The 20143-nt window shown below is 56.8% G+C and carries 17 protein-coding genes; 1 reads left to right on the forward strand and 16 read right to left on the reverse strand.

The genetic code is table 11. The features are described 5' to 3' along the window. Positions 1-30: 30 nt before the first annotated feature. From B7E11_RS10805 to B7E11_RS10825, 5 genes are read right to left on the reverse strand one after another with little or no spacing between them, the layout of a single operon-like run. Positions 31-1200, reverse strand: coding sequence for an ABC transporter substrate-binding protein (locus B7E11_RS10805; protein WP_080834253.1), 1170 nt, complete (start codon positions 1198-1200; stop codon positions 31-33). 47 nt (positions 1201-1247) lie between these two features. After that, complete coding sequence (locus B7E11_RS10810) at positions 1248-2117, reverse strand: ABC transporter permease (RefSeq protein ID WP_176220694.1); 870 nt, start codon at positions 2115-2117, stop codon at positions 1248-1250. A 7-nt stretch (positions 2118-2124) separates the two neighbouring features. Continuing rightward, positions 2125-2898, reverse strand: coding sequence for an ABC transporter ATP-binding protein (locus tag B7E11_RS10815; RefSeq protein WP_080834257.1), 774 nt, complete (start codon positions 2896-2898; stop codon positions 2125-2127). A gap of 37 nt (positions 2899-2935) precedes the next feature. Continuing rightward, positions 2936-3691, reverse strand: a complete 756-nt coding sequence (locus B7E11_RS10820; RefSeq protein ID WP_080834258.1) for a cysteine hydrolase family protein — start codon at positions 3689-3691, stop codon at positions 2936-2938. Between the two features lies 1 nt (position 3692). Beyond that, on the reverse strand, positions 3693-4547 hold the full coding sequence (locus tag B7E11_RS10825) for a creatininase family protein (protein WP_080834260.1): 855 nt from the start codon (positions 4545-4547) through the stop codon (positions 3693-3695). A 187-nt stretch (positions 4548-4734) separates the two neighbouring features. On the opposite strand from B7E11_RS10825, the gene B7E11_RS10830 reads away from it, so the two are divergent. Further along, positions 4735-6393 (forward strand): PucR family transcriptional regulator, encoded by a 1659-nt coding sequence (locus tag B7E11_RS10830; RefSeq protein WP_080834262.1) that lies wholly within the window; start codon positions 4735-4737, stop codon positions 6391-6393. 118 nt (positions 6394-6511) lie between these two features. Here the strand turns inward: B7E11_RS10830 and B7E11_RS10835 are convergent, their stop codons facing one another. From B7E11_RS10835 to B7E11_RS10885, 11 genes are all read right to left on the reverse strand, one after another. Then, positions 6512-7417, reverse strand: coding sequence for a Gfo/Idh/MocA family protein (locus B7E11_RS10835; protein ID WP_080834263.1), 906 nt, complete (start codon positions 7415-7417; stop codon positions 6512-6514). A 6-nt stretch (positions 7418-7423) separates the two neighbouring features. Continuing rightward, positions 7424-8617 carry a M20 metallopeptidase family protein gene (locus B7E11_RS10840; protein ID WP_080834265.1) on the reverse strand — a complete coding sequence of 398 codons (1194 nt, stop codon included), beginning with the start codon at positions 8615-8617 and terminating at the stop codon, positions 7424-7426. Continuing rightward, positions 8614-9507, reverse strand: coding sequence for an L-serine ammonia-lyase, iron-sulfur-dependent, subunit alpha (sdaAA, locus tag B7E11_RS10845; protein WP_080834268.1), 894 nt, complete (start codon positions 9505-9507; stop codon positions 8614-8616). The genes B7E11_RS10840 and sdaAA overlap by 4 nt, the downstream gene beginning before the upstream one ends. Continuing rightward, on the reverse strand, positions 9497-10192 hold the full coding sequence (gene sdaAB / locus B7E11_RS10850) for an L-serine ammonia-lyase, iron-sulfur-dependent subunit beta (RefSeq protein WP_080834269.1): 696 nt from the start codon (positions 10190-10192) through the stop codon (positions 9497-9499). The genes sdaAA and sdaAB overlap by 11 nt, the downstream gene beginning before the upstream one ends. A gap of 27 nt (positions 10193-10219) precedes the next feature. Further along, a complete protein-coding gene (locus B7E11_RS10855) occupies positions 10220-11278 on the reverse strand; it encodes a dihydrodipicolinate synthase family protein (protein WP_080834271.1) in 1059 nt (352 codons plus the stop codon). After that, on the reverse strand, positions 11278-12294 hold the full coding sequence (locus tag B7E11_RS10860; RefSeq protein WP_080834273.1) for an NAD-dependent epimerase/dehydratase family protein: 1017 nt from the start codon (positions 12292-12294) through the stop codon (positions 11278-11280). The genes B7E11_RS10855 and B7E11_RS10860 overlap by 1 nt, the downstream gene beginning before the upstream one ends. Positions 12295-12413: 119 nt before the next feature. Continuing rightward, positions 12414-13730 carry a GGDEF domain-containing protein gene (locus B7E11_RS10865; RefSeq protein WP_080834275.1) on the reverse strand — a complete coding sequence of 439 codons (1317 nt, stop codon included), beginning with the start codon at positions 13728-13730 and terminating at the stop codon, positions 12414-12416. A gap of 41 nt (positions 13731-13771) precedes the next feature. Further along, entirely contained in the window at positions 13772-15403 is a 1632-nt protein-coding gene (locus B7E11_RS10870) for a hypothetical protein (RefSeq protein WP_080834276.1), read from the reverse strand. Further along, the gene (locus tag B7E11_RS10875) at positions 15393-16763 is read right to left on the reverse strand and encodes an FAD-dependent oxidoreductase (RefSeq protein ID WP_080834278.1); all 1371 of its coding nucleotides are present in this window, start codon (positions 16761-16763) and stop codon (positions 15393-15395) included. Before B7E11_RS10875 ends, B7E11_RS10870 begins: the two co-directional genes overlap by 11 nt. A 16-nt stretch (positions 16764-16779) precedes the next feature. Beyond that, positions 16780-17784: a zinc-dependent alcohol dehydrogenase gene (locus B7E11_RS10880; RefSeq protein WP_080834280.1), complete on the reverse strand. Its 1005-nt coding sequence runs from the start codon at positions 17782-17784 to the stop codon at positions 16780-16782. Then, complete coding sequence (locus B7E11_RS10885; protein WP_080834282.1) at positions 17781-20072, reverse strand: helix-turn-helix domain-containing protein; 2292 nt, start codon at positions 20070-20072, stop codon at positions 17781-17783. Before B7E11_RS10885 ends, B7E11_RS10880 begins: the two co-directional genes overlap by 4 nt. Between the last annotated feature and the right edge of the window lie 71 nt (positions 20073-20143).

The raw sequence follows: 20143 nt of genomic DNA on the forward strand, positions 1-20143 counted from the left end.
CTCTTGCAGCCGCTTGGGGATCGGCTTTCGTTATTCGGGCCAAATCAATCGTTCGCCGTCGTAAATCGCGGAAACGTACCGGCTGTCCGCCACCTGATCGACCGACACGCTTTGCGCCAGCACGCCGGCATCGTTCAAAATGTCGATTTCCGCTTGCCATTGCTCGGGCGTAAACCAGCCAAGGCCTTGTCCCTCGTGCTTGTTGGATGCGGCGAGCTCCGTTTCCACCTTCAGGCGGTTCGTTTCCACGGCCAGGTCGAAGTTGCCGCCCGACTTCGCTTCCAGCAATTCAATCGTTTCTTCCGGGTTGGCCAAAATCCATTCGTGCGCCTTCATGATCGCCCTCAGGAAATCTTCCGCGGCCGTCGGATGCTCGGCGGCGAAATCGCCGTTCGCGACCATGACCCCGAACGACGTGTTGATGCCGTAATCCTCCGGATACAGCAGCTTCACTTTGAAGCCCTGGCGCTCCATCGTCGCCGGCTCGTTCGATTTGAATACCGTAATGGCGTCCACGTCCGCCGTATTCAAAATGGTCGGGTCGAAGCCGACGGACACCTGCTTGATTTTGGAGGCGTCCGCGCCGCCGTTTTTGAACATCGCGAGGAAGTTGGCGCCCATCGCTCCTTTGTAGCCGACCGTTTTGCCTTCCAGGTCCTTGACGTCGTCGATTCCCGAATCCTCCAGCACCATCAGCGCGCCCAACCCGACCGGAGCCATCACGGAAATCCCCTTGATGTCGGCTCCGTTCGCCACCGCCTGAACGACGACGCTGCCCGAGCCGGCGTGGGCGAATTGCAGCTGCCCGGCGGCGAGCAGCTTCATCCCGTCGGCATCCAGCCCCGGCTGCACCTTCACGTCAAGCCCCAGCTCCTCGAAGTAGCCGAGCTCGTCCGCCACCCATGCGTTGACGTTCGCAAGGGAAGCCGAATAGTTGAAGCTGGTCATGAAGTTGATTTCGCCCGCTTCTTTGTTTGCCGCGATCCGCGCTTCCCAATCGATGCCGGCATTCCCGGCGGACGCCGATGCGGAAGCGGACGCTTCCGCGGAAGGCGAAGCGCCGGCGCTGCCGGACGGCGAAGCGGACGGAGACGCCGAACCCGCCGAATCCGAAGCGTTTCCGTTCCCTCCGCAAGCGGCCAGAACCGCCATCAAGACGCCGAGCGCAATGACTGCCCAAACCTTTTTGTTCGTTTTCATAACCCCAATCCTCTCCCCTGCTTTATCGTTTTGTTGCTCCGAGCCCTTCACTGTTCCGAGCTGTGCCAGTGCAAAAACCTGCGCTCGACGGCCTTCACGAGGCCGGTCAATACAATCCCCATCGCGGCGAGCAGCATAATGGCGGCGAACATCCGCTCCATCTGCATGTAGTTGCCCGACACCGTGATGACGTTGCCGAGCCCTTCGCTCGCGCCGTTCATTTCGCCGACGACCGCCCCGATGACGCTCATGCTCATGCACGTTCTGGCGGCGGAAAAAATGTACGGCAAGCTGTTCGGGAGGCGCAGCTTCAGGAAAATCTCGAATTTGCCGGCGTGCAGCGAGCGCAAATATTCGTAGTTGTTGTCGTCGATCGAACGGAAGCCCGTGATCGAATTGATCAGCATCGGGAAAAACGTGCAGATGGCGGAAATCAAAATTTTGGGGAGCGCTCCGAAGCCGAACCAGATAATGAACAGCGGAGCGATGGCCACGATCGGGGTAACGTTCGCCAAGACGGCGACCGGCAGCAGCGTCCGTTCCAGAAACCGGGACTGCGACATCAAGACGCCGCCGGCAAGCGCGACGCCCGTCCCGATCAAAAAGCCAAGAATCGCTTCATAAAACGTCAGCCAAATATGCGGCACGTAAAAGCCGAAGGAGCCGAACAATTCCGCGAAGATGCCGGAAGGCGCCGGCAAAATGATCATTTTGACGGAAAAAACGCGGACCGCCAGTTCCCATAAGGCGAACAGCGCGATAAACGTAACCATCGGCGTAAAAACGGTGTTCGCGGCTCCTTTCAGTCTGGAATCCCGCGAAACGGCGGCGTGCTTCTTCTCTGCCATGGCGTCTTCCCCCTTTGCGCCCGCCGTGAGAACCGGGCGGCTTTCCGCCTCCGATACGGTTTGACTCATCGCTCCATTACCACCTTTCGCGCAAGCTTTCCCGCAACCGCACGACATACCGGTAAAACTCGGGCGACTCGATGCCCGCCTCTCCCCGCGGCCGGGGCAAATCGATATCGACGACGCTCGTGATGCGGCCCGGCCGGCTGGACATGATGACGACCTTGTCCGAGAGATAGACCGCCTCCTGGATGTTGTGGGTAACGAAAATAACCGTCTTTTTGCGCTTCTCCCAAATTTGTACAAGCTGGTGCATGAGCACTTCCCTCGTAATTTCGTCCAGCGCGGAGAACGGTTCGTCCATGAGCAGGATCGGAGCTCCGGAAGCGAACGCCCGGGCGATCCCGACCCGCTGCTTCATCCCTCCCGACAACTCCTTCGGATAGGCGTGCAGGAAGTCCCCGAGCCCGACGGAGTTCAAAAGCTCGATCGGATCCCCTTTTTCCTCCGCGAGGTCCGTCTTGCTCCTGCGGTTGACTTCGAACGGGACGTTCATGTTCTGCAGCACCGTCCGCCACGGAAACAGCGCCGGCGCCTGCGGAACGAATCCGAATTGCTTGTCCGCCTGCATCTCGACGGGCGTCCGGCCGCCGACCGTGATGCCGCCCTCCTCGGCATTCATCAAGCCCCCGATAATCCGCAGCAGCGTCGATTTGCCGCAGCCGCTCGGACCGATAAAGCTCACGAACGAGCCTTGCTCGATGTCCAGATTCACATGGCTCAAAGCTTCGGTCCATTGCCCCCGGCGCACGAAACGTTTGCTCAAGTTCGAAACCGTAATGTACGACACCTTCGCCGCCTCCTTTTGACGAATGACGCAAGCTCCTTCATTTCATTCCCGCCAGCACCGCCGTCGATCGCGCGACGAAGCCGTAGCACTGCTTCACGTTGTAGATCGTCGCCTCTTCGCAAAACGCGGGCGAGCTCGTCGCGCTGCAATCCTCCAGCAAGACGGCGTCATAGCCGAGGCAAACCGCATCCTCGAGCGTAGCCATCACGCACTGATCCACGTTCACTCCCGCGAAAAACAGCGTCCGGACGTTCAAATTCCGCAGGATGCTGTCGAGGGGAGTGTCCCAAAAACCGCTCATCCGATACTTGTCCACGTAAATGTCCGTTTCCCGGGCGTCCAGCTCCGGGACGATGGCCGCTCCCCAGCTGTTTTTTTCCAGCACGGCCGCGCTTTTCGACGGAAGCCTCCCGCCCAGGCCGATGTCCTCCCCGCTCCGGTTGTAGACGTGCAGCACGGACGGGCTTAAATTGAGCCGGTCGGGCCGATTTCCCCAATTCAGCCATATGACGGGCACATCCGCATTGCGGAGCTCGGGAAGCAGCCGATTTAACCGTTCGACCGGACGGCGGGCGCCGGAAATATCCGCTCCGACATGATCCAGCCATCCCCCGGCCGCGCAAAAATCGTTTTGCATATCGATGACGACGATCGCCGATTGGGCCAAATCCATCGTCACCCGCTGCGGCTCCGCGTCGAACGCGACGATGCGCTCGGGCGGCGGCAGCCTTTGCAAATTCACGTGCTCCTTGCTCACTTGCCATCTGTTGCGGGGATTGCCCAGCGCTCGCATCCTATCCCTCCCGCCCGTCGATCTTGTTGTCGTAAGTCGGCTCATGCCGCGTTTTCGGGAGAACCCGGCCGATTTCGAATCGGCTGATCTCCAGCATCGCCTTGGCCAGTTCGGCAGCGCCCCGCTCCAGCATGATTTTCCCTTTTTCCGCGGTCGCTTTCGTCGCGTCTCCCGCGACCCCGCTGTGCGAAATGTCGCTCATCGCCCAGGCGAACCGGATTTTCCCTTCCATCGTCAAAAATTCAAGCTGCGACACGTCCGGCATTTCGGACACGCCAAGCTCTTCCCGAACCCAGTCCGGCTTGATCGCCAGCACCATCGACGTCTCGATGTCTCCCCCGTGAATGCCGTATTCCAGCTCCTCTTCCGTCACGAGGCCGCTCGTTGTGTCCAGGCTGTGCGGGTTGACGTAAAACACCATCAGCCCCGTCGCGACGCGAATTTCCCGCGCGGCGACGTTCAGCAAGTCCGCGTTTCCGCCGTGCGTATTGAACAGCAGCAGCCGGCGGAAGCCGCTTCTTTTCAAACTGGCTCCGATATCGGACAAAACGCCGAGCAGCGTGTTCGAGGACAGCGAGATCGTGCCGGCGTAATCCAGATGTTCGTTGCTCTTTCCGTAAGAAACCGGAGGCAGCAGCCAGACGTTCGAATGATCGGGCAGCCGCTCCATCGTTTGCATGAGCAGCGCCTCCCCGATGAGCGAGTCGGTCATGACCGGCAGATGCCAGCCGTGCTGCTCGACGGCGCCGACCGGCAGGACGACGAGCGCGTCTTCCTTCGGAAGCTCCTTGATCTGCAAGGAGGACAGCCGGGGCAAAAAACGTTCCTCCCAAGCTTTGCCTTCATATCTGAACATGCCTTCGTCCCTCCCGCTTTTAATGGAACTATAGTTAACATTGATTGAATACAAATTTAGAATTAATATGGATTTGAGTCAATTAACATCACGCCTTTTTGTAAAAATGAAGAATTTGACCTCGTTTCGTTGTATCAAAAAACATTGTTACATCACATGAATATAACGCAAACGCCAGGAGGTTAACATGAACTTAACGGTCGAGGAGGCTTTAACCGTCTTTCCGTTCTCGAAAGCCAGGCTGGTCGCCGGGGAAAAGGGAAAATCGCGCAAAATCAAAGCCGTCAATACGATGGATGCGCCCGACGTCGTCAACTGGATCCGGGCCGGCGAGCTGCTGTTGACGACCGCTTACGCGATCAAGGACTCGCCCGACGAGCTGCTGCAATTATTGCAAAAAATGAACGAGCGCGGGGCGGCGGGGATCGGCCTTAAGCTGGGGAGGTACTGGTCGCAAATTCCCGAGGTCGTGCTCGACGAGGCGAACCGGCTTCATTTTCCCGTGTTGGAGCTTCCCTTTGAATTCGCATTTTCCGATCAGATGGACGCCCTGTTCCAGGCCGAATTCGAAAAAAGCACGAAAAAGCTCCACGATGCGCTGGAAAAACAGATGCGGCTCGTCCGCTTTACGCTGCAAACCGAAGACTTCTCGAACCCTTTCCGGACGATCGCCGACATCCTGGCGCACGCTATCGTCGTGTTCAACGCCCGGGGGCAAATGTTATTCAACGGCAGCGATTGGCCCGCGGCCGAATGGACCCGACAATGGCCGTGGGCGCCCAAATACGAAAAAGGCCGGACCGCGTTCGGCTGGTTTTGCCGGATTCCGCTGATGAAGGAGGGCGAGTGCTACGGCTTCCTGATCGTCATTCCGGAAACGGGACCGATCCATCCGGATGAGGAAGGGCTGTACCATCAGGCCGCGGAAGTGCTTTGCTATCATATGGACAAGTTCCGGGACGGCCGGCATACGATGGCCGGCTATCGGTGGAGTCTCGCTGCGGAGCGTTATTTGCAGGGGCGGCTGTCCAAAGAAAGCTTCGTCGAACAGGCGAAAACGCTTGGCTCCCCACTGCTGTCGGGTCCGTTCGTCGCGGCGCTGGCCGTCCCCGCCTCGGCGGGCGAGACGGTACAAGATTCGCCGCCGTCCGTACAGGAATCGCTTCGGGACATCCGCCGGGAAATCGGCTATCATCCGATTTTGGGCGCATGGGAATCGCATATTGTCGAAATCGGGGACGGGGTGCTGTTTCTCTTCAAAGCGCAGGAGCAGCCGGCGGAAAACGGAAACGAAACGTTCGTCAGGCTGTTGACCGAATGCCTGAACGAAGCGCTGGGTTCGCCGGAGGACGCAAAGGCGCGATGCTATGTGAGCAAAGTCAAGCGGGAAATAACCGAGATTGCGGACGCTTACGAGGAATGCAGGGAGGCGAGGAGGCTCGGTCGGTATTTTGGCGTCGGCGGCGCCGTCGTTTTATTTTCGGACCTGGAATTTACGTATTTGTTTTCCCACATTCCGGACGAAGCGATGAAAAAATATTGCCGGCATCTGCTGCGCCCCCTGACGAAGAAGGACGATGAGTATATTGCCGATTTTTATGCGACGCTGGAAGCTTTTTTCGCGAGCGAGGGACAGATCGGCGAGGCGGCCAAGCAGCTGTTCGTGCACCGGAATACGCTACAGTACCGGCTGGACAAAATCGGCGAGCTGCTCGGCCTCGATTTCAAGAAGGTGAGCGACCTGCTGAAGCTGAAGCTCATGCTCATGTTCAAGCACTTGCTCGCGGCCGACAAAAACGGAGCGGAAGGCACGGCCGGTTCCCGTTCCGCGCAAAAGCGCTCTTGACAGGGGCGTTAGTCGAACCAACCGGCCCGTTTCGGCCTCGCTCAAACGAAACAACGGCCTCCTCGGGCCGTTATTTGTTCAATGAGCAGGATTTTTCGCGAATAACGGCCCTTTGCACTCACGATTGCAAGGGAACCGACCGGCGCTGCCCGTAGCTCGTCTCCGCCGCCTGCAGGAAAGAAACGACTTCCAGCATTTCGCCGTACGGAATCGGGGCGGTTTTTTTCTCGAAAAAAACCATCGCCTGTTGCAACAAACTCGCATAGAAGGGTGTCTTTCCGTCCGCGATTCGAATCGCAATCGTCTCCGAATCGGTCACGATCTCCGCTTCGAACGGCTGCCCGGGATCGTGCCTGGCGATGACTTTTCCGATGACCTCATTCTCCCAGTATCCGGTCAGAATGTCCTCCCCCTCGGCTGCGTCCACCTGCACCTCTTTGCAGCCTTGGCCGAGAATGCGATACAGCATTTCGGCGCCATGAATGCCGTACCAGAAATAACGGGATTGGGTAGGTTCGATAGGAAGCGGGCACATAACGGTCGCTTTCTTGATCGTCGACCGGTCGATTCGGGCCAGCCCCTCTTCAAGCGCGACCGCATAGCGCAAGGCGGAGCCGCTCATGACCGGCGTTTCGTAGTCCCAGGCAAGCTCGACGATTTGTCGGGCATCCCGGAGCGTGATCCCCAACGATTTGTCGATGAAGACGGGCTTCCGCGCCGGGGCCGCTTGCCGGAATTGCTCCAACCGAACGCGCCCGTCGGCCGATTCCAATAAAAGGGCGTCGCAATCGTTGACGACCGACTGGATGTCGTCCGTCAGTTCCACGCCGTATTCCCGCAGCTCCCGGCAAAACCGCTCCGCCCTGGAATAGCTGAGCTCGAAATCGGGCGAACTGGATTTGTACGCCTTCGTGACTTTGCCGCCGGGCACGTAATAAGGGTCGGCCGCATCGTTCAACAGCTTCGTAAACGCAACGGCGTGAGAAGAGTCGGTGCCGATGATGCCGATCCGCAGCTTCTCCATCTTCGATCATCTCCCGTCTTTTTCCGAAGTTTGCAAATGCTTCAGCCGCTCCGCCGCGATCGCGGCCAAAATCGCCGAACCGATCGGCAAGCAGTCCTCGTTCAATCGGTATTTCGGATGATGCAGGCCGTACGCCCGCTCGGCATGCTCCTTCGGTCCCGAGCCGAGCCAAAAAAAGCATCCGGGGACATGGCGCAAATATACCGAGAAGTCCTCGCCGGCCAGCGTCGGCGCGGCTTCGATCCGCCCGGCTTTTCCGATCGTCCGGTCGATCGTCTCGTCGACGAACGCCATCGGCTCGTCGTGATTTTCCAGCACCGGCACTTGCTCGATATAGCGAAGCGAAGCCTTGCAGCGATATCCTTCCGCGATTTGCCCGGCAATGCGTTCGATCCGTTCCTTCATCGTCGCCTGGACCTTTTTGCCGAACGTGCGCACCGTCCCCGTCAACACGGCGGTATCGGGAATGACATTGTTGGCCATGCCGGCATGAAGGCTTCCGATTGTCACGACGACCGGATCGAAAGGCGACACTTCCCGGCTGATGATCGACTGCAAGGACATGACGATCGCGGAAGCGCAAACGACGGGGTCGATTCCTTCGTTCGGAATCGCGCCGTGCGCGCCCCTGCCCTGAATATGAAGCTCGATGCGGTCCACCGATCCCATCATCGGCCCGTGACAAGTCGCCAGCTTGCCGGCGGATAACGTCGGAAGATTGTGCAGGCCGTAAATTTCGGACACGCCCGCAAGCGCCCCGTCCTCGATCATGGCCTTCGCCCCGGCGTTGATTTCCTCGGCGGATTGAAACAGAAAGCGGACGGTTCCCGGGAACGGCTGCTCCTTCAGCAGCTTTATGGCGCCGAGCAGCATGGCCGTATGCGCGTCATGCCCGCAGGCGTGCATGACGCCGGGCTTTGCGGAAGCAAACGGCACGTCCGCTTCTTCCTGGATCGGCAACGCGTCCATATCCGCCCGCAGGGCGACGATCGGTCCGTCCCGCTCCCCTTTCAAATCGGCGACGATTCCGTGCCCGCCGACGTTCGTTCGATAGGGAACGTTCAAACGTTCGATTTCGCTCGCGACTTTTCGCGCGGTTTCTTTTTCCTCGAAGCTTAATTCCGGATGGGCGTGCAAATCGCGGCGAAAAGCGACGATTTCGGCTTCCAGCCGCCGCGCCCGCTCAAGCAAACGATTCATGACGGGTTCGCTCCTTCTTCCGACAGCCATTGCTTCATCATTTTTTTGCCGGTCGGGGTTTGGGCCAGCCCGCCCTTCGCGGTCTCGCGATATTGATCGGGCATCGACAAGCCGACCTGCAGCATGACGCCGATCACTTCATCCGAAGGAATCGCGCTGCGCACGCCGGCCAACGCCATGTCCGCGGCCGCCAGCGCCGTTACGGCGCCGAAGCCGTTGCGCACGATGCAAGGAATTTCGACCAGCCCGGCAACCGGATCGCAGATGAGGCCGAGGCTGTTTTTCAATGCCAGGCCGACGGCGTGCATCGCCTGCTCGGCCGTTCCGCCTCTCAGTTCCGTCAACGCTCCCGCGGCCATTCCGATCGCGGAGCCGACCTCCGCCTGGCAGCCCCCTTCCGCTCCGGAAACAAAGGAAGAGTTCGCGACGACATAGCCGATGGCGCCGGCGGCAAACAGGCCGTTGACCATATGTTCGTCGCTCCAGCCGAAGCGCTCCTGGGAGCTGACGAACACGCCGGGAATAATGCCGCAAGAGCCCGCCGTCGGCGTCGCGATGATTCTTCCCATGGAGGCGTTCACTTCGGAAACGGACAAAGCGTACGCTAACGCGCGGCAGGCTTCCGTATCCAACGAGGACGTCCCCGCATTCATGTATTGGTAGACCCGCTTCGCGTCTCCGCCCGTCAACCCGCTGCGCGAACGAATGTCCTCGGAAACGCCTTTATGCACGGCTTCCTTCATGATGCCGTAGTAATCCGTCATCTGCCCGACAATCCGTTCCCGCGGCTGATCGGATTCCCGGGCCTGCTCCCTGATCATCAGTTCCGCGATCGTCAGCTGTTCCTTCGCGCAAATTTCAATGATGCCTTGCAAGGAATTAAATCTCATCGGCAGGCTCACCTTCCGCTAGATGAATGAAATGGACGGCTTGGACGTAGGGCAATTGGCGCAAATGAGGAACGACCGCGCGGGCGTCGGCGTCGTCGATTTCGATCGCCGTCAGCACTTCGCCGCTTCTCGTTTTTCTCTCGACCTTCATGTATCCGATATTAATATGGTATTGCTGCAAAATATGGGTCATGAGCGCGATCATGCCGGTGCGGTCTTCGTGAAAAATAAGGAGAGTGGGGTAGGCCGCCGAAAACTTGATATCGAATTCGTTAATTCGCACGATTTCGATATTTCCGCCGCCGATCGAACAGCCGATCACTTCCAGGCGGCTTTCCCCCGATTGCATGACGATTTTCGCCGTATTCGGATGGACGTTCGGCAAAGCTTGCGTCATCGGATGAAAGCGAACCTGCAACCTTTCCCGTTCGGCGATGGACAGCGCATCGCGAATTCGCTCATCGTCGGTGGCAAAATCGAGCAGGCCCGCAACCAGAGCGACGTCCGTGCCGTGTCCCCGGTACGTCTCGGCGAAGGAGCCGTACAAATAGATGTCCGCCCGATCGGGCAGAGCCCCCGCGAGCTTGCGGGCGACTCTTCCGATGCGCGCCGCCCCGGCCGTATGGGAGCTGGAGGGGCCGATCATGGACGGACCGATAATGGAAAAAACGTCTTTAAACCTCATCGCGATCGTCCCCTTGCCTAAGCGGCGTTAGTCCGCCAGCCATTCCGCCAGATGGGCTTTTACGAAATCGTCGTCGTTCAAATGAGGATATTGTTCGTACACGCGGGTAATCTCGTCGGCCTGGCCTTCCGACAACGTTTCGTCCGGGTTCAGGCACCACGTCCCTTGAAGCAGGCCTTGACGGCGAAGAACTTCGTGGATGCCCGGGATGCACCCTTCGAAATGATGCGCCGGATCGAAAAACGCGGCATTGCAATCGGTAACTTGAATGTTGCGCGTCAGCCATTCTTTTGCGATCCGTTCGGACTTGCGGGCTTCCTTGATCTCCTCGAGCATTTCGACCGCTTTCTGCGTCCATACGGCCCAATGGCCCAGCAAGCCCCCGATGACCGGCTTTTCCACGACTTCGCCGCCGACTTCGAACCGGTACGTCGTCAGGAGATCGTTCACGATATTGTCGTCGTTGCCGGTGTACAAGGCAATTTCGTCGCGGCGGCTCGAACCGCATACGGCGCGGGCGACATCGAGCGACTGATACCGGTTGAACGGCGCCATTTTTATCGCGACGACGTTGTCGATTTCGGCGAATTTGCTCCAGAAATCATAGGTGAAGATTCGTCCGCCGACCGACGGCTGCAGGTAGAAACCGATCACCGGCATCCGGGCGGCAACGGCTTTCGTGCGCTCGAGCAAATCCGCTTCGCTGTAATCCTTCAAGCCGCCCATGCTGAGCAATCCGGCATCGTAGCCGTATTTTAAAGCAACCTCGACTTCTTTCAAGGCCTGCTCCGTCGGCCCGCAAATTCCCGCCACCTTCAGGAATGGACGATCGAGCTTCGCCCGATCGACTTCTTCGGCGGCAAGCTGCAGCACTTTCTCGAACAGGTTGTGCTTCGGATCGCGGATTTCGAATTGCGTGGAGTGAACGGCCACGGCTACGCCGCCGGCGCCGGATGCCATATAGTAACGCGTCAAGGCGCGCTGGTGCTTTTCGTCCAATCGGCGGTCCGCGTTAAGCGCAAGAGGATGCGCGGGAATGACAATTCCGTCGTGCAAAGCTTCGAGTTTGCTTCGTTCCAGCTTCATCAGAATTTCCCCTTTCGTTCCTGGAAGTGGGTCGGCTTGTTCCAGGTCGAACCGCCGCTTTGCACCCATTCCGCCGTCCAATCGATCATCTGCAGCAGGCTCACTTTCGGGTATCCGAACGCTTGATGGGATTTCGAAGCGTTGTTCAGCAGCGCCACTTCGGCTTCGGCGCCTTCGAAGACGGCCTCTTTGCCGAAACGGGCGGCAAACTGGTTGGCGGCCCAACGAATCGACAGCGTTTCCGGCCCGGTAATGTTCATGATCGTCGGCGGCGCGCTGCATAACGTCAGGCAGCGAAGCGCCATCGAGTTGGCGTCGCCTTGCCAGATGACGTTGGCGTAGCCCGTCGTCAAGTCGATCGCCCGGCCTTCGTTCACGGCTTTCGCGATTTCCAGCAAGACGCCGTAGCGCATATCGATCGCATAGTTCAGGCGATACATCGTCATCGGGGTGCTGTTCTTATGGGAGTGATATTCGAAAATCCGTTCGCGGCCCAGCGTCGATTGCGCATATTCGCCGATCGGCTCGGGAGCGACGGATTCGTCCGCGCCGCCGCTGCGCACCGGCATGAACGGATAAATATTGCCGGAGGAAAACACGACGATGCGGGAGTCCTTGTATTTTTCGGCTACCCGCCCCGGCAAGTAGGCGTTCATCGCCCAAGTGAAATACTCGCGGCCGGTCGTGCCGAATTTGTTGCCCGCCATGTAGATCATGTTGTCCGCGTGCGGCAAAGCCTGAAGCGCGGCGTCGTCGAGCAGGTCGCAGGAAATCGTTTCTACGCCGACGTCCGCAAGCTCCTGTCTCGCCTCCGGATTGGAAAACCGGGACACCCCGATCACTTTTTTGTTCAGGCCGCCTTCGCGAATCGCGTTCACCGCAAGCCCCGCGAGGGTCGGACCCATTTTCCCTCCGACGCCCAGCAGCATAATGTCGCCGTCTATTTTGGCTAAATCCTGGATCAGTTCCTCCGTCGGCCGCGTCAAAACCGCAAGCAATTGCTCGACTGTATTCATCGAACGAGCTCCCTTCCCTTGTCGAATTACTTTCATTCTACCGGCAACAAGGATTAAAAGACAGGACGATTAATTGTCTTTAAAACAACAAAAGACGGACCGAAGTCCGCCTTTCGCTTCTAAAACGATTTCCCTTCCAAAAAGCTGAACCGGTACAGCTGGCGCGGACGGCCCTTCGGCACTTTCTCCATGCCGGAGATGTCGACCAGGCCGTGATCGATCCACAGCAGCAGCAAGCGATGCGCGCTTCGCACCGTAATGTTGAGCATCGCCGCCAAATCATGCACATGAAATTCGTATTTTTCATGCTTCGTCGTATAGGCGACCAGCTTGCTCAAGTAGCTGCTGGTCATCCCCGCTTCTTCCGCTTTTTTCACGAGCGCGTAATCGAGCGGGGCAAGGGTCGCCTTGACGGGGTCGGCCATTTCCAACGGGCCGATCATGCTTTTGTCTTCGCGCACGATAAAGCACGCATTGCCGCCCGCTTCCTTCGCCTTGCGCAGCGCCTCGCGCGCGTTCGTTCCCGCTTCGTTGGCCGTCATGCCGAAGCCGACGCCGAAGCTCAAGCTGACATTAAAGCTTTGCTTGGCGTCCTTCGCGAGCGGAATCGTTTTGTAGCCGCCCGTTTCCCGCTCGAACACGCCCCGCGTCGTGAAAAACAAATATTCGTCTCCGCCCAGATAGGTCAAGTAGCCGTCGAGCGATTCGACGTAGCTGAGCACCATTCGCTGAATATCCAGCTTCATCAATTGCACTTCATGCTCGCTCGGCCGCTTCATCACGAGCTTGTGAAACTCGTCGACGTTGAGGATCCCGACGACGATCTGCGCTTCCTTGTTGCGCCGCGATTCCGTCGACAATAACGCGCGCTCGAGCGTGACGATAATATCCTGGTCCGAAGGCGCCATCCAATGATTCGGCACCCCGAGCTGCGCCAATTGCCTGGCGACGGCCTGCACCCCCGTCAGCGCGAGCGAACTTTTCCCGGCGGCATGCTGCTCTTGGTGGAACTGCGCCAGCTTCTCCGCGGAAGCATAAGAGGGACCGTTATAGACGGCAAATTCCAAATCCGAAATGCCAAGCTCCCGAGCCGCCCTCTTCACGTTCACTTTGGTCAGGGAATCCACCGAAATGCCGCGCGACAGTTTGCCGGCATGCGCTCCGTAAAATAATGCTTTGTACAAGCCGGCTTCGGTGATCGGAACGTAGTGAACCGGAATCGGCAGCTTGAGGCGGTCTTTGACCTTTTTGCTTGTCAGCGGACCGGACAGCAGCAGCACTTCCGCGTCCGCGCTCGCGCGTTCCGCGATCGGCAAAATATCCTGTTCGTGCTCGACAAGGTAAAACGCGGGCAAAAACGTAGGAAACGTTTTGATCACTTGCTTGATTTGCTCCAAGATCTCCAACGTTCCGATAATTCCGATTTTAATGACCATAACGACCACATTTCTTTTGAAGTGTCGCTCGGGAACGAAAGCTAGACGACGTCATGCTCCAGCCACTGTTCCCGCACGAGGCGGGCAAACCGGACGTAATGCTTCATGCTCAGAACTAACGGATGGTCCGGATGCTCTTGCTGCTGCGCCTCCAGGAAGGGTTCGGCGGCATCGATGACGGCCTGAAGCTGCGATACGATTTCGCCGCGCCGCTCTTCCGCAATCGCCCCGACCTTCAACGGATCGACCGCCCGGGCCGGAAACAGGGGAACGTTCCAGGACGTCAAGGCCGGAACCGTTTGTTCCAATCGTTCCAGCAGGCGCCTGGCGTCTTCTCTCATCGACGGTTCGAAAGCATGATAATAGTCGGCTTGAATGTCCTCGATCGTTTCATGCCACAGCGCTCTGGCAAACACATAGCTGTTATAGCCGTGATTCCATTGCCACGGATACGCCTCGCATTGAGGACAGGGTACGACAAGATTCGCGATCCCGTCAATCCCCAGCCTCGCGTAGTCCGCGATATCCTGCGCGATCCGGGACGGCAGCATCGGAAACAGCGGACTCAGCATGAAATGGTCGCTGTAATATTCGAAGATCGTCGCTTTGCGGCCGTTCCGGCGGATTTGCGCGATCCAATCCCGCAAAGCGGCATAGGCGCGGCGATCGCTTTCGCTTCTCGCCGTTGCGTAGGCATCGCGATAATCCCGGCCCCAATAGGCATATAACGTCTCGATGGACGAAGAACCGGGATGCCCGCCCCGTTCCAGCATATCCCAAGCCAAACCGGCATTGTAGGCAATATGTTCGACCTCGACGTCCAGCCCGGCGCCGGCGAAAGCGGATTGCAGGCGTTCGGTAAACGCGATGTACGACCCGAGGAAATCGCCCGCTTGCCGATGCTTGATATCTTCGGGCCAAAGCGAAATTCTCGCCAGGTTCCGCACCTGCTTGCAGTAATCCGCAATGCGGTCGAAAAACGGGGCCTGCCAGCCCAAATCCGCATAGTCCAGCTGTTTTTTGGCGGTGTAAGGATGATCCGCCTGCGAAGCCGCCGCCGATTCGGCCGGGTTTATAAAAAACTTCGCGCTGTGCCCGCCGAGCGTAATCGTCAAGCCTCGATCGGCGATCATCTCCTGCAAGGCATGCCCGATTTTATCCCATAATGAAAACGTAAAAAAGACTTCGTTGATTTTATTTTTGGCCAGCCAGTCGACCATCGCTTGCATATAGGGAATATCGTCGATCGTTTCGAATACGAATCCGCGCCGCTCCATGACGGGAACGAAATGCCGCCTGGAAGAAGATTTCCTCCCGTTCCCGATCGCGGCCGGATGCGGAACCGGATAAATCCACCGCAAGCCGAACACCCGTTCTAAGTAATGGTAAACCGCGAACAGAACGGCCCGTTCGGAATTTCCCGTCAGATAGGTCGTTTCTCCCTCCTCGGCAATGACGAATTCATCCGAATAAACGGCGGCTTTCAATCGCGCCGCGGCGTCCGGAACCTGCCCGTTCGAGGATTGCGAAAGCTGCCGCCAGGTCGCCAAAACGACGCGCTCCGGCACCGCATTCGACTTGGCGTTCGTCAGATGGGCCGCCAGCTCCGCTTTCGCGAATGCCAGCACCCGATGATCTCCGAGAATCCGGATATCGATTGGCTTATCCTCCATGCGCCGCACCGTCCTTGGAAAGTCCGAGCTCGGCCCGCTGGGCGATAAGCGTCCGCTGCAGGATATCGATCGGAACGGCCGTATTCGCGCAGCCGAGCCGAACGGCAATCGCCGCGGCCGTGCCGGCCGCTTGACCGATCGCCATGCAGCTGGGCGTAAGGCGCGTCGTCGCCTGGGCTTCGTGCGTCGTCGATATGCAGCGGCCCGCCAGCAGCAGATTGGTCACCTGCCGCGGCACGATGCAGCGATACGGAATATCGTAAGCTCCGCCCTCGCGAATAAAGTTCGCCGTAATGCCTTTGCCCTCGGGATGATGGATATCGATCGGATATCCGCTCCTTGCGATGACGTCCGGGAACCGTCGGGCGTTCAGCACGTCGATGCCGGTCAATACGTATTGGCCGACGATGCGTCTCGTTTCGCGAACCCCGATTTGCGTGCCTGCCGCGGACACGGACGCTTGCTCGAAGCCGGGAATGCGCTCTCTGAAAAACCGCTCCAGCTCGAGCACCTGCTTTCTTCCTTCCAGCTCCGCCTTCGTCAAGTCCGACGCGGAGGTCGGATCCAACCCGGATACGCGGGATACGTTAATCAAGGCCTCGTCTTCGCCCGGTCCGATAAAAAACAGCACGCCTTCCCGCGGAATTGACAAATTCGCTTGATTCCACAGATCGAAAAATCCCGACACCGCGGTCAACGGAACGTCGTCGAGCTGCGCGATCATGGACTTTTCGTAAAATTGATCGGGATGCTCCTTCATGTACTGCTTGATCCGATCCGTCCGGACGCCCTTCATGCGGAACTTCATCGTCATCGGCTGAACTTTATGATTCTCGTTGCCTTGCTCCCATGGCGCTCCCGCCCGGTACGCAATATCCGCATCGCCCGTCGCGTCGACGAAAAACTTCGCCCGGAGCGTCTCGATGCCGCTTTTATTATAAACGGTCACGCTGTCGATGACGCCGTTTTCCTGCTTGACATCGATCGCCGAGGTATGAAGCAAAAGCTCGGCTCCGCTCTCCTGCAGCATTTCCGCCGCCACGACTTTGAACACTTCGGGATGATAGGGGGTCAAGGAATACGCAAAGCCGATCGTATCCCGCAAATGACCGGGGGAAGCTCCTCTTTCGCGCAACCGGTCGACCAGCTCCTGCGCCAGGCCTTTGATGACTTGTTCGCCGGCGGAGGAATGAAAGGTCATCCACGGATAGACCAACGCCGCCGTCGACATGCCGCCAAGAAATCCGTAGCGTTCGATCAGCAAGGTAGAAGCGCCGTTTCTCGCCGAACCGATCGCCGCCATTATGCCTGCCGGGCCGCCGCCCAATACGATCACATCGTAGGATCGAGACGTAACCATCCTTTGTCCTCCCCCTTTATCCGTACGAGATAACGGTGCCGATAACATCCGTTTTGCGAATATAGTTTTCGTAAGCCGCTTGCGCCTGTTCCAACGGATATTCGTGCGTCAAAATCGGCTTGACGGAAATCCGCCTTTTGGCCAGCAGCCGAATGTACTCCGCCGTATTCCGGCCTTCCGTCCAGCGAACGAAACCGACCGGATAATCGATGTTGCCTTTTTCGTAATGAACGTCGTACCGGCCCGGACCGCCGGCCCGGGAAATCAGGATTTGCGCTTCTTTCGCGAACATTTTTTCGCGCGTAAATTCCGGCTGGATATCGCCGACGATGACGACCTTTCCGCCCAGGCGAACCCGATCCAGCGCATTATCGATCATCGCCCGCCCCGGTCCGCTCGCGCATAAAAGCACGGCATCGACCCCCTTGCCGCCGGTCCGCTTCGCGATTTGCTCCTCCAGCTCCCCGTCGCTTGCGTATGCCTGCTCGACGCCGCATCGCTTCATTTGCTCTACGCGCTGCGGGCTGATATCGATCGCCAAGGTCTCGTAAGCAGCCGCTTCCGAGATTTGCGCAATTAGATTGCCCAGCATCCCTAATCCTACGACCAGCACCGTCTCGCCGAACCGTACGTTCGCGATGCGCAAAGCATGAATGCCGATCGCTCCCAGTCCCGCATAGGCCGCCTCCTTGCCGTTCACGAGATCGGGGACCCCGGCGATCAGATTGGTCGGCACGTGCAGGATTTCGCCATGATGAACATAAGGGGCTCCGTAACAGGCTACGCGCTGTCCGATCCAGGCCGGATCCGCTTGTTCGCCAACCTCGACGACGACCCCCATGGCGCTGTACCCGATGAAGGCCGGCTCCGTCCGGGTCCGGCTTTTTTCCAGAATGCCCAGCTCGGTCCCTGCGCTTATGCCGGAATACATCGTTTTCACTTTGACGTGACCGGCAGGCAGGGCGGGCTCCGCTTTGTCCAAAACGGCAATGACCCCTTGATTCGCTGCAATGGCTCTCATTCTTCTTCTCCTTTGACGGAAACTTGCTTTCGATATTCGCTTGGCGAAATTCCGTAATATTTTTTGAACGTGGTGGTAAACGTGGACGAATTCAGGTAACCGGTTTTTTCGCCGATTTCGCCGATGGATAGATGGGTATCTTTCAAAAATTCGCGCGCGTGCATCAGCCGCACCTTGTTTAAATACTCGATGTAATTGATGCCGAACGTTTTCTTGAAGTAATTCGAAAAATATTTAGGCGTCGTTTCCAGCACTTCGGCGATATGATCCAAGTACAAGTTTTCCATGTAGTGAAGTTCGATGTATTGCGTAATGAAAGCGGGATTCAATTTCGCCTTGGCATTCGGCGTTCCGAATTTCGCCAGCTTTTCGATGACCTCGATGAGGGCGCGCTCGATCTCGCCGTAATCGTCGATGTCCTCGATCGTTTGCAAAAATCGGTTTTCGATTTCGTAAAGCTCTTTTAACGATTGCGAGAAGCTGCCCATGTTCCGGAACAAATAAAAAAAGATCGATTTCGCCACGTACTTGATTTGGTGATCGTGAATATTCCGGTTCAAGTTTTCTTTTAACGTTTCCCTGACGATCTGAATGCCTTCGTCTGCCTTCCCGTTCAAAATATAGTTCGATAACTTTTCCATATTTTCGTAAGGGAAATAGATATTCCAAACAAAATCGATTTTTTCGGCATCCATCACTTTGGACGTTTCTTGCACGTTGCGGTATTTATTAGCATTTTCTACTTCTTTATAAGCCGTCCGACAATTTTCCATATTCGTTCTGTACGTTTTGCTGAGGCATGCCCATATTTTCAAGCCGATCAATTCTTCTTTCTCGGCCTCGTTCAAAACCTGGTTCATTCGTTTCAGATACGTTTCGCGAGAATTGGCTTGCCGGAGAAAAATAAGGACGATAAATTGCTCGTTCGAATAATGAAACACCTCGGCGTCGATCCGGGCCTTGGCCAAGCTTTTTTGCAATTTTTCCGAAATGGCCTCCGCCGGCAGCGAGTAGCCCTTGGGCGTCCCCTTCTCCCGCACTTGCAGCAACGCCATCATAAAATAGCTGCTTTGAAAAAATTGGGAGTAATACGTTTGCAATTGGCGATCGTATTCCGCGGAAAACGAATAATCGTCCAAAATGCGCAAAAACGTATTTCTTCTCAGTTCCACTCCCATATAGTTCAACTGCTCTTGATACTCCTTGTTTTCCGTTTGCAACCTGGAAATCGCGCTTTTGATTTTGCTAAAATCGTTTCCTTTGCTATTTTCCCCTCCGAGCATTTTCATGATGCCCTTCACCGGTTTAAACAAGTAAATGCTTAATAAAACGGCAAGCAATACCGCGCTCAAAATGCCGATCAACAGAATGGACCGGTTCCCCAGCGCTACCGATTTCAAGTTTTGAAATTCGTACGGCACCTTGCTGATATAAACGAAATCGTTGTAGGCCGAGGTGTAAATCGTATACTCGAAATTTTCCTTCTTCACGGAGACTTCGCCGTCGGGCGCGGAATTCGCCGCTCCGTTCCCCTCGAAATACAAATCGTTTAACAGTTCGACGATTTCCAAATTGCGGTCCGTGCTGAAAATCGCGTTGTGATTCTGGTCCAGCACCTTTAGAGAGGAGCCGGGAATGAACGTCGATTGCCCGTATTGCGCCATGAGCTTTTTCACATCGACCGCGATGATGATGTTTTTGTTTGCGGCGTTAAAGCGATTCGAGCTGGCGATAAACATGATTTCTTCCGTGCGGTAAGTCCGAAAATCGGTATTGACGACCTGATATTCCGTTGCCGGAAATACCGTCAGCGAATGCTCGGAATTCACGAAGTTTTTCCAATAGGCGAGCGAATAGTTCGGGTTGATATATTTGTCGCTAAAGAGGAGATCGAACTTCGTCGTTCCTTCCGTCGTAATGGCAATGTCGCCCTCGTCATAAAAAACGATAATTTCGTCGACATACTCCGTCGTCATGTTTAAATACTTTAAATTTTCGACGAGTTTGCCCGCTTGAATCGGGTCCAGCATGCCATATTCGTTGACGGGATAGTCATAAGGCGGCATTTGCTCGATCGAAGTGATCAGGTTATTGATCGTTTGAAAGGTATTGTCGAAATATTGAATGGTGGATTGCGTCGCCAATTGGCCGTTTTCTTTGACTTTTTCATAAATACTGGTGATCGATGAACGATAGACGGAATAGGTTGACAGCGCCATAATGAAAATAACCAATAGCAACGCCAAAAAGATTTGAGTAACGCCAAGGCTCGTTATAAATCGTTTCATGTACAACCATTCCTTTGTCGCATTTCATTCATCTTCACCGTACGTTAGGTCAATCGGCTATGCAACTTCAT

It is taken from the genome of Cohnella massiliensis (genome assembly GCF_900169535.1).
Taxonomy (GTDB): Bacteria; Bacillota; Bacilli; order Paenibacillales; family Paenibacillaceae; genus Cohnella; species Cohnella algarum.

Excerpts from the sequence above, each read along its gene's own strand:
- B7E11_RS10805 (WP_080834253.1), bottom strand. The coding sequence starts at position 1,200 with ATGAAAACGAACAAAAAGGTTTGGGCAGTCATTGCGCTCGGCGTCTTG.
- B7E11_RS10810 (WP_176220694.1), bottom strand. The coding sequence starts at position 2,117 with ATGAGTCAAACCGTATCGGAGGCGGAAAGCCGCCCGGTTCTCACGGCG.
- B7E11_RS10820 (WP_080834258.1), bottom strand. The coding sequence starts at position 3,691 with ATGCGAGCGCTGGGCAATCCCCGCAACAGATGGCAAGTGAGCAAGGAG.
- B7E11_RS10825 (WP_080834260.1), bottom strand. The coding sequence starts at position 4,547 with ATGTTCAGATATGAAGGCAAAGCTTGGGAGGAACGTTTTTTGCCCCGG.
- B7E11_RS10830 (WP_080834262.1), top strand. The coding sequence starts at position 4,735 with ATGAACTTAACGGTCGAGGAGGCTTTAACCGTCTTTCCGTTCTCGAAA.
- B7E11_RS10835 (WP_080834263.1), bottom strand. The coding sequence starts at position 7,417 with ATGGAGAAGCTGCGGATCGGCATCATCGGCACCGACTCTTCTCACGCC.
- B7E11_RS10840 (WP_080834265.1), bottom strand. The coding sequence starts at position 8,617 with ATGAATCGTTTGCTTGAGCGGGCGCGGCGGCTGGAAGCCGAAATCGTC.
- sdaAA (WP_080834268.1), bottom strand. The coding sequence starts at position 9,507 with ATGAGATTTAATTCCTTGCAAGGCATCATTGAAATTTGCGCGAAGGAA.
- sdaAB (WP_080834269.1), bottom strand. The coding sequence starts at position 10,192 with ATGAGGTTTAAAGACGTTTTTTCCATTATCGGTCCGTCCATGATCGGC.
- B7E11_RS10855 (WP_080834271.1), bottom strand. The coding sequence starts at position 11,278 with ATGAAGCTGGAACGAAGCAAACTCGAAGCTTTGCACGACGGAATTGTC.
- B7E11_RS10860 (WP_080834273.1), bottom strand. The coding sequence starts at position 12,294 with ATGAATACAGTCGAGCAATTGCTTGCGGTTTTGACGCGGCCGACGGAG.
- B7E11_RS10865 (WP_080834275.1), bottom strand. The coding sequence starts at position 13,730 with ATGGTCATTAAAATCGGAATTATCGGAACGTTGGAGATCTTGGAGCAA.
- B7E11_RS10870 (WP_080834276.1), bottom strand. The coding sequence starts at position 15,403 with ATGGAGGATAAGCCAATCGATATCCGGATTCTCGGAGATCATCGGGTG.
- B7E11_RS10875 (WP_080834278.1), bottom strand. The coding sequence starts at position 16,763 with ATGGTTACGTCTCGATCCTACGATGTGATCGTATTGGGCGGCGGCCCG.
- B7E11_RS10880 (WP_080834280.1), bottom strand. The coding sequence starts at position 17,784 with ATGAGAGCCATTGCAGCGAATCAAGGGGTCATTGCCGTTTTGGACAAA.
- B7E11_RS10885 (WP_080834282.1), bottom strand. The coding sequence starts at position 20,072 with ATGAAACGATTTATAACGAGCCTTGGCGTTACTCAAATCTTTTTGGCG.